Origin of the sequence: Actinomyces sp. (assembly GCF_030530635.1) — a bacterium.
Lineage (GTDB): Bacteria > Actinomycetota > Actinomycetes > Actinomycetales > Actinomycetaceae > Actinomyces.
This window is the reverse complement of sequence record NZ_JAUMUL010000090.1, coordinates 1-8,812: the sequence shown is the minus strand read 5'-3', so window position 1 is coordinate 8,812 and position 8,812 is coordinate 1. Positions and strand designations below refer to the sequence as shown.

General features: G+C 66.8%; 8 protein-coding genes. 7 read left to right on the top strand and 1 reads right to left on the bottom strand.

Translation table 11 applies throughout. The features are described 5' to 3' along the window. Positions 1–141: 141 nt before the first annotated feature. The gene (locus tag Q4A20_RS14145) at positions 142–1,041 is read right to left on the bottom strand and encodes a hypothetical protein (RefSeq protein ID WP_303123947.1); all 900 of its coding nucleotides are present in this window, start codon (positions 1,039–1,041) and stop codon (positions 142–144) included. Positions 1,042–1,716: 675 nt separating this feature from the next. Between Q4A20_RS14145 and alr the strand changes: the two genes are divergently transcribed. The 7 genes from alr to Q4A20_RS14110 all read left to right on the top strand — a co-directional run. Beyond that, complete coding sequence (gene alr, locus Q4A20_RS14140; RefSeq protein WP_303123945.1) at positions 1,717–3,072, top strand: alanine racemase; 1,356 nt, start codon at positions 1,717–1,719, stop codon at positions 3,070–3,072. Further along, the gene (gene tsaE / locus Q4A20_RS14135; RefSeq protein WP_303123943.1) at positions 3,069–3,632 is read left to right on the top strand and encodes a tRNA (adenosine(37)-N6)-threonylcarbamoyltransferase complex ATPase subunit type 1 TsaE; all 564 of its coding nucleotides are present in this window, start codon (positions 3,069–3,071) and stop codon (positions 3,630–3,632) included. Before alr ends, tsaE begins: the two co-directional genes overlap by 4 nt. 71 nt (positions 3,633–3,703) lie before the next feature. Beyond that, positions 3,704–4,471, top strand: a complete 768-nt coding sequence (gene tsaB, locus Q4A20_RS14130) for a tRNA (adenosine(37)-N6)-threonylcarbamoyltransferase complex dimerization subunit type 1 TsaB (RefSeq protein ID WP_303123942.1) — start codon at positions 3,704–3,706, stop codon at positions 4,469–4,471. Next, entirely contained in the window at positions 4,468–5,043 is a 576-nt protein-coding gene (locus Q4A20_RS14125) for a GNAT family N-acetyltransferase (RefSeq protein WP_303123940.1), read from the top strand. The genes tsaB and Q4A20_RS14125 overlap by 4 nt, the downstream gene beginning before the upstream one ends. A gap of 326 nt (positions 5,044–5,369) precedes the next feature. Beyond that, positions 5,370–6,116 carry a succinate dehydrogenase cytochrome b subunit gene (locus Q4A20_RS14120; protein ID WP_303123950.1) on the top strand — a complete coding sequence of 249 codons (747 nt, stop codon included), beginning with the start codon at positions 5,370–5,372 and terminating at the stop codon, positions 6,114–6,116. Positions 6,117–6,133: 17 nt separating this feature from the next. Continuing rightward, a complete protein-coding gene (locus tag Q4A20_RS14115) occupies positions 6,134–8,134 on the top strand; it encodes a fumarate reductase/succinate dehydrogenase flavoprotein subunit (protein ID WP_303123949.1) in 2,001 nt (666 codons plus the stop codon). Then, positions 8,131–8,812: succinate dehydrogenase/fumarate reductase iron-sulfur subunit (locus Q4A20_RS14110; RefSeq protein ID WP_303123938.1), on the top strand; the 682-nt coding region annotated here is incomplete at its 3' end. The genes Q4A20_RS14115 and Q4A20_RS14110, both read left to right, overlap by 4 nt.

Below are 8,812 nucleotides of genomic sequence, written 5' to 3'. Positions count from 1 at the left end.
CCCGTCAGCCCGACACCGACCTCTCACCCCGACTACGACCCCGCGCAAACCACGCACACCGCAGCTCCGGCCGGAAGCCACCACACCCACAAACCGGAAGAGCCGGATAATCGCTCGGAGCGCTCTATGTCAGCAGAAATATCATTGCTCCGGGTTTGCTGACGCCCCTGCCGAGCCTGTACTTGCGGTTGCGGTGGGCGTCATAGTCGACTGCGGATCGGAATTGGTGTGATTGTGCTGCTTGTTTGCGCGGACGCAGGAGATGAATGCATAAAGGGTGGATATGAGGGCGACGGTAATGCTAAGCCGGGTATAGTAGGTGTCGGATATTATCTCAGGGTTGCCGAGGCTGTCTTCTAGCATCATAAAAGTCGGCCAGTCTGCGAGTAGTTCTCTCATGCTTAAGGTTTCCACTTCGCTGAGTTTTGGTGCGCGTGCGCCATTAGCTGTCATGTGTTGGGTGAGCCTGGACTCGATCAGCAACGGAGTTATGTTAACCTTCTTCAGTGCTGTAGAAATGACAATGAAGGCTAATGGTGCTAGGGCTGCTTTGTAAAGGGCGTTGTGGGTATCTATGAGTTGCGGGAGGCATAGGGGGGCTCCTAATATGAAGCCTATAGTGGCTCCAATTGCCGCTGTATCCAATAGTAATGTTGGTGTCACTGAGCGTAGAGTGCCGAGATTGCCGATCGCCATGGCGATCAGGGGGATGAATGCTCCGGCTATTGAGCCGACCAGTCCGGAGTATGCGGTGAACTGCGCTAGCGCTTGAAAATACTTCTGGATTCTGATGCGGATGAGCGTGGACCCTCCGACACAAAGAGCGGCGGCTATGATAGTGAGTCCCGATGATGCGCTCCAGCAGGATCCGATTAAGACAAAGTTGTGAGAAATGATATGTTGGATGAATATCGTCGAGTCGTCATAGTTGTCCATGAGGGCTGCTGATACCGCGATCACGGATGCGGCGAGGACTGCTCCATACAGCAAAAAGAACATGCGTACGAAGCCGTGCCCGCCGAGGAGGTGGGTAATGCGCATGTGTTCGAGTGTCAGCCCCAGGTGCCACCCGTTCGGTTTTGGTGCGATGGCTTGTGCTAACTTGAGCCACTTCCGTCTGATAGTTCTCCAAGCATTGTCATTGGGTGACTCTGTTTGTTGTCTAATGAGTCGCGATGTCGTTCCCATTGTTATTGCGACAATGCAGACAGCTGTGCTGAGGTGTAGGAATGTGATTGAGTTAGTTCCCGCGGCGGTGACAATGAAAGAGAATCCTGCACAGGCGACCGCGTCGTACAGGCGCTCGCGATTCCGCCACCGTTCTAAAGGTGATCGCAGAGGGCGAGGGGTGGCGACACGATAGAACCGGCGAATCGCGCGGATTAGCACGGCGAGGCCGATCGTGAACGACAGTAGAACAACGATGAGACGTGGCATGGTCAGATCTTTCTTGAGGAGGCGAGTCGGGCCGTGTGGTCAATCGGTACTGCCAACATATTCATGGGGTCCGACACGAACGCCGGCGGCGAGACGTCCACGCGGGCGGGACTTCGGAGCGGGCGGTGAAGAAGCATGAGCCCGCGGCGGCGAGACGTCCACGCGGGCGGGACTTCGGAGGTAGTGCAGTGCTCGTCGTCTCAACCGCGGGCCGGCTCCAACCGGCTTCCCGCAGCCGCATCCGGGCGTCGAGCCGCGGGGAGTGGAACAATCACCACCGTGAACGCGTCAACTGGCACCCCGCCCCCGGCGACGACCTCCCGCGCCGTCATAGACCTCGACGCCATTGCTCATAACGCCCATGTGCTCGCCGCGGTCGGAGGCGTGCCCTGGATGGCGATCGTCAAGGCCGACGCCTACGGCCACGGTCTCGGACCGGTGGCGCTGACCTGTCTGCGTGCCGGCGCAACCTGGCTCGGCGTCGCCCAGCTCGCGGAGGCCCTGCACCTGCGTAAGCTGCTTGACGAGGCCGGCGTGGCCTGTCCAGCCAGTCACCCCGATTCGGTACCCACCGCCGAGCGGCCTCGGCTGCTGTGCTGGCTACTGCCCGTTCTCACGCCCGAGCAGGCCGCCGCTCCCGGCTCCCCACTGCGTGCCGCGCTCACGGCCGGCATCGACCTGTCCGTGTCCACCAGAGCCCAACTCGATGCGATCGTGGCCGCGGCACGTGCCGAGATCGCCGCGGTCTCGGATGCTCCCGACTCCGCTTACCCAGCCGCTGCCTCCGCCGCCCCGGCGCGCATCCACCTCAAGGCCGACACCGGCATGTCCCGCGGCGGTGCCGCCCCCGCCGACCTGCCCGCTTTGGCCGGAGCTGCCAAGGCCGCCGAACAGGACGGCACCATTGCCGTCGTAGGGCTGTGGAGTCACCTGTCCCGCGCAGACGAGCCCGCCTCAGGCTCCACTGAGAAACACTTGTCCGGCTTCCTGGCCGCCGAACGCACCGTGGCCCAGGCTGGTCTGAACCCGCGTGTGCGCCACCTGGCCGCCACCGGCGGCCTGCTCTGGCACCCCGATACCCGATTGGACCTGGTGCGCATCGGCATCGGGTTGTACGGGCTCTCGCCCGACCCGGCGGTGGCCGCCGCCGCGGCCCTGGACCTGCGGCCGGCCATGCGCCTGGAGGCGCCGCTGACCCAGGTCAAGCGCATCCCTGCCGGGCAGGCCGTGTCCTACGGGGGAACCTGGCGCGCCCCCACCGACCGCTGGCTCGGTCTGATACCGCTCGGCTACTCCGACGGCATCCCCCGTGCCGCCTCCAACGGCGGCCCGGCCGCCGTTAACGGCCTTCGCTCCGCCATTGTGGGCCGGGTATGCATGGATCAGGTGGTCATCGACCTGGGCCCGGCCACCACGCCCGAAGGCGCTCCGGTGCCACCTCCCGCCTCACCCGGAGACGTCGCGGTGCTGTGGGGCGCGCCCGACGACGCCGTCACCCCCACCGCCGACGACTGGGCCGAGGTCTGCTCCACCATCAACTACGAGATCGTCACGCGTCTGGGCGAGCGCGTCCCCCGTGTGTGTGTGGGACGCGACGCCGCCGCGGCCCCGCAGTCCCAGGAGTTCCGGGCATGACCGCCGCCGACCGCTTCGCCGCCCCGCCCGCCCCCGTCAGCTTCAACACCGACTCCGCCGACGCCACGCGGGAACTCGGCGCCCGCCTGGCCGACCTGCTGCAAGCCGGAGACCTTGTGGTGCTGACCGGCGGGCTCGGCGCCGGCAAGACCACCCTTACTCAGGGGATCGGTGCGGCCATGGGGGTGCGCGGGCGCATCTCCTCGCCGACCTTCGTCATTGCTCGCGTCCACCCGGCTCCCGGTCTCGGACCCGACCTGATCCATGTGGACGCCTACCGGATCTCCTCCCTGGAGGAGTTGGACGCCCTCGATCTGGACTCCTCCGTCGCCGACTCGGTGACCATCATGGAGTGGGGCGAGGGTAAGGCGGAGGCGCTTTCGCAGGATCGTCTGGAGATTACTGTCGTACGCCCTCACGGTGGACTGGCCGCACCCGAAGGAGGCGGCAGCGGGACCTTCACGGACCTGGAGCAGATCGACGACGGGCGCCGCACCATTACGATTACTGCGGTCGGGACTCGCTGGGTCGGCGTCGATTTCAGTCGGCTGGTCGGCTAGGTTACGTGCCGCAGCAACCGCCCCAATGGCTGGAGCGCGACGCCGGCGAACACTCATCTAGGCTTGTGCCCGTGCGCATCCTCTCCATCGACTCCTCGCTGGGAACGCAGCTGCTGGTCGCCGACGCCGACCTCGGTCCCGGTGCAGCGGACCCCATCGACCTGCATGTCCTGACCGCGGCCCAGCAGGATAGTCCCCGCAGACATGCCGAATCGCTGGGACCCATGCTGGCCGACGCGCTGGCCCATCCGGCGGTGGCGGCCGCCCCGCTCGACGCCGTCGTCGCCGCCACCGGCCCCGCCCCCTTCACCGGTCTACGTGCCGGACTGGTCACGGCCCGCGCCCTCGGTCGCGTGCGCAACCTCCCCGTGTACGGCGTCCCCAGTCTCGATGCCGTGGCCCGCGCCGCGCTGGACCGGCTCGCCGAGCGTGACGGCGGGCTTGGGGCGCCGGCCACGGTCCGGGTCGTCACTGATGCGCGCCGCAAGGAGGTCTATACCGCCTGTTACCGGACCCGGGGTGCCGACGACGTCGAGCGCCTGGGCGAGTACGAGGTCCTGGCCCCCGCCGTCCTACGCGGGCGTGAGGACAGCGGCGAGCTGCGGCCTGCGGACGTGGTGGCCGGCTCCGGCGCCGTCCTGTACCCGGAGTTGACCGCTGGCCGCGAGGTTCTGGCGCCCGTCTCCGGCGACGCGGCCGCCCAGGTGCGCATCGCCCTGGCCCGTCTGCGCGTGCTTTCCGGTACGGGGGAGGAGGCGCTGCGGGCGGCCGGGTTGGGCACGCAGCCCCTCTACCTGCGTCGTCCCGACGTGCAGCCGGCCGCCGGGCGGGGCCGGTGAGCGTGTCCCAGCCCACCCCGGCCGCCGTCCCACCAGCGGCGCGGCTGCGTCCCATGATGCCGGCCGACCTGGAAGTGATCTCCGGCCTGGAGCCAGAGCTGTTCGGCGCGGAGGCCTGGAGCCCGGCCATGCTGGCCGCCGAACTGGACCGCACTATCGGCCCGAGCGCCGACCGCATCTACCTGGTTGCCGAGCTTCCCGCCGCTGAAGGCGTGCACCAAGGGGGGTGGGATGGTGCACCGGCCGAGTCGGTCACGGGCGGGGTGGGCCCCATTGTCGGCTATGCCGGGCTGTGGTACGGAGACGGTCGTGGCGACGCCGACCTGCTCACCATCGCCACTGTCCCGGCCGCCCGGCGCAGGGGTGTGGCCACCGCCCTGCTGACCGCCCTGGTGCGGGCGGCGGTCGACGCCGGCTGCCGCGCCGTTCTGCTGGAGGCGCGCGCCTCCAACGCGCCTGCTCAGCGCCTGTACGCCACCCACGGCTTCGCTCCGATCGGACGTCGGCGCCGCTACTACCGGGCGCCGGTCGAGGACGCGGTCGTGATGCGCCGCCGCCTGGTAAGCGGGTGACTGGCGCCTGTGGGAGTGGGAGGCGGCGTTGCGAGGCACACCGGTGGCCTCCCGAGAGCGTTGAAGGCCTCCGACATTTGTCTGACAATGATGTGACGAAATGGTGGCGCCTGCGGGCGGTGGCGGGCCGGATATGACGGCTCGGCCGCGTCGGTCAGCATGCTGACTATCCGCGCTTTTCCGCGCCATTGCAAGGTTGTGCAGGTCTTCATGGAAGGTGGGGGCCGCGCTTGGGACCATCGGCTGGTGACGGTTCGTAAACTGCACTTGTGGTGAAAACGTCTGCTCCTCCCAAGAAGAAGACCGCCTATACGACGACGGTCTTCATGAAGCGTCTGATGGCCTGGTCGGGCATCATCTTCATCCTGTTCGTCGTGTTCCACGCCTACGGGAACACTCACTACTTCGAGGGCGAGATCGCCTACGACCACTACGCGGTCTGGTTGCGCACCCTGCTCGCGCCACTCCTGCCCTACAGCGGCTTCCTGTGGATCCTGCGGATCGTGCTCGTGGCGCTGCTGCTGGCCCACGCGGGCAGCGCCTTCCACCTGTGGTACCGCAACCGCAAGGCCCGCGGGAATGACAAGTACGAGGTGAAGAAGCCCGGTGCCGACTACTTCGCCTCCCGCTACGCCATGCGCACCATGCGCTGGGGTGGGGTCATCCTGCTGCTGTTCATCATCTGGCACATCCTGCAGTTCACCACCCTTACGCTGACCCCCGGCGGCGAGTACGTCCACGGACGCGCCTACGCCAACATGTACTACGGCTTCCAGCTGTGGTGGGTCTACCTGATCTACCTGGTGGCCCTGGCGGCCCTGTGCCTGCACGTGTGGCACGGCGTCTGGTCCGCCCTGCAGACCCTCGGCGCCACCCGCGGCGATACCGTGCCACTCATCCGTCTGATCGCCTTCGTCGCGGCCTTCGGCCTGTTCGTGGTGTTCATGGCCCCGCCGACGGCGATCCTGTTCGGCTGGGTCGACGCCCCGATGGCCGCGGCCGACTATTACCCCCAGTTCTGCGACGCGATCGGCTCGGCCTCCGAGCAGTTCGCCCACTGCGCCGCCCACTGATCGAGAGCGAGTGAATGATGACTGAACTCATCGACGGCCTTTACCTCGAGGGCGAGAAGATCGCCGACACCAAGGCGCCGCACGACGTCCCCATCGCCCAGCGCTGGGAGCAGCGCAAGTTCAACGCGAACCTGGTCAACCCCGCCAACCGGCGCAAGCTCGACGTGATCGTGGTCGGCTCCGGCCTGGCGGGCGGCGCCGCCGCCGCCTCTCTGGGGGAGCAGGGCTACAACGTCAAGTGCTTCTTCTACCAGGACTCCGCCCGGAGGGCCCACTCCATCGCCGCCCAGGGCGGCATCAACGCCGCGAAGAACTATCGCAACGACGGCGACTCCGTCTACCGGCTCTTCTACGACACCGTCAAAGGCGGTGACTACCGCGCCCGGGAGGACAACGTCTACCGGTTGGCTGAGGTCAGCGCCGCCATCATCGACCAGTGCGTCGCCCAGGGCGTGCCCTTCGCCCGTGAGTACGGCGGCCTGCTGGACAACCGGTCCTTCGGAGGTGTGCAGGTCTCCCGCACCTTCTACGCCCGCGGCCAGACCGGCCAGCAGCTGCTGATCGGCGCCTACCAGGCCCTGGAGCGGCAGGTCCACGCCGGCACCGTCAAGGAGTACCGCCGCCACGAGATGGTCGAGTTGATCGTGGTCGATGGGCGAGCCCGCGGCATCATTACCCGTGACATGGTCACCGGTGAGATCGCCACCCACCTGGCCGACGCCGTCGTGCTGTGCACGGGCGGCTACGGCAACGTGTTCTTCCTGTCCACCAATGCGATGGGCTGCAACGCCACCGCCATTTGGCGGGCGTACCGCAAGGGCGCCTACTTCGCCAACCCCTGCTACACGCAGATCCACCCGACCTGCATCCCGCAGTCCGGCGACTTCCAGTCCAAACTGACCCTGATGAGTGAGTCGCTGCGCAACGACGGCCGCATCTGGGTGCCTAAGCGGGCCGAGGACTGCGACAAGGACCCGCGCGAAATCCCCGAGGAGGACCGCGACTACTACCTGGAGCGGATCTACCCCGCCTTCGGAAACCTGGTCCCGCGCGACATCGCCTCCCGGCAGGCGAAGAACATGTGTGACGAGGGCCGCGGCGTCGGCCCTGCCATCAAGGAGCGTGACGCGCAGGGCAACGAGCGCATGATGCGTCGTGGCGTCTACCTGGACTTCTCCGAGGCCATCGGGCGGCTCGGCCGGGACGCGGTCTCCGCCCGCTACGGGAACCTGTTCGAGATGTACCAGCGCATCACGGGCGACGACCCCTACGAGGTCCCCATGCGCATCTACCCGGCCGTGCACTACACCATGGGCGGGCTGTGGGTCGACTACGACCTGGAGTCGAACATCCCGGGCCTGTATGTGGCCGGCGAGGCCAACTTCTCCGACCACGGTGCCAACCGCCTGGGTGCCTCCGCCCTCATGCAGGGCCTGGCCGACGGCTACTTCGTGCTGCCGGACACCCTCAACGACTACCTGGCGGACATGCTCCGCGAGGGCAAGGCCGACCCGGACGCACCGGAGGTCGCGGAGGCCCGCAGGGACGTCGAGGACCGCATCGAACGGCTCATGGCGTTGCGCGGCACCCGCTCCGTGGACGACTTCCACATGGCGCTGGGTCGCATCATGTGGGAGTACTGCGGCATGGAACGCCGCGATGAGGGGTTGCGGGATGCCATCGGCCAGATCCGCGCTCTCAAGGAGGAGTTCTGGCGGGACGCCCGCATCACCGGCGAGGCCATGGAACTCAACCAGGCACTGGAGAAGGCGGGCCGCCTGCTCGACTTCTTCGAACTGGCTGAACTGATGTGCATCGACGCTCTTCACCGCCGCGAGTCCTGCGGCGGCCACTTCCGTGCCGAGTCCCAGACCCCTGAGGGTGAGGCGCTGCGCCATGACGACGAGTTCCTTTACGTGGCGGCCTGGGAGTGGGGCGGCGAGAACCAACCCCCGATCCTCCACAAGGAGGACCTCATCTACAAGGACATCGAGCTCAAGCAGCGGAGTTACAAGTGAACATCAAGCTGAAGATCTGGCGCCAGAAGAACCAGAACTCGGAGGGCCACTTCGAGGAGTACTCGATGACCGGCATTGAGGAGCACATGAGCTTCCTCGAGGTCCTCGACCTGCTCAACGAGCAACTCTTCCAGGCCGGCGAGGAGCCCGTTGCCTTCGACTCGGACTGTCGCGAGGGCATCTGCGGACAGTGCGGCGTGGTCATCAACGGGCAGGCCCACGGTCCGATCCGCTCCACCACCTGCCAACTGCACATGCGCCACCTGGCGGAGGATCCCTCCTTCAAGGACGGCTCCACCATCACCATTGAACCGTGGCGCTCCACCGGCTTCCCGGTGCTAAAGGACCTGATCGTGGACCGCTCCGCCCTGGACCGCATCGTCCAGGCCGGCGGCTACATCTCCGTCAACACGGGTGCCGCCCCGGAGGCGCACTCCGTACCCGTGCAGAAGGACAAGGCCGACGCCGCCTTCGAGGCCGCTGCCTGCATTGGCTGTGGCGCCTGCGTGGCTGCCTGCCCGAACGCCTCCGCCATGCTGTTCACCGGCGCGAAGATTTCCCACCTGGGCCTGTTGCCACAGGGGCAGCCCGAGCGCCTGGCCCGCGTGGTCAACATGCTGAACCAGCACGACGCCGAGGGCTTCGGCGGCTGCACCAACATCGGTGAGTGCGCGGCCG

Coding starts and splice junctions, on each gene's coding strand:
- Q4A20_RS14145 (WP_303123947.1), bottom strand. CDS start 1,041: ATGCGCATTACCCACCTCCTCGGCGGGCACGGCTTCGTACGCATGTTC.
- tsaE (WP_303123943.1), top strand. CDS start 3,069: ATGACCGCCGCCGACCGCTTCGCCGCCCCGCCCGCCCCCGTCAGCTTC.
- Q4A20_RS14120 (WP_303123950.1), top strand. CDS start 5,370: ATGAAGCGTCTGATGGCCTGGTCGGGCATCATCTTCATCCTGTTCGTC.
- Q4A20_RS14115 (WP_303123949.1), top strand. CDS start 6,134: ATGACTGAACTCATCGACGGCCTTTACCTCGAGGGCGAGAAGATCGCC.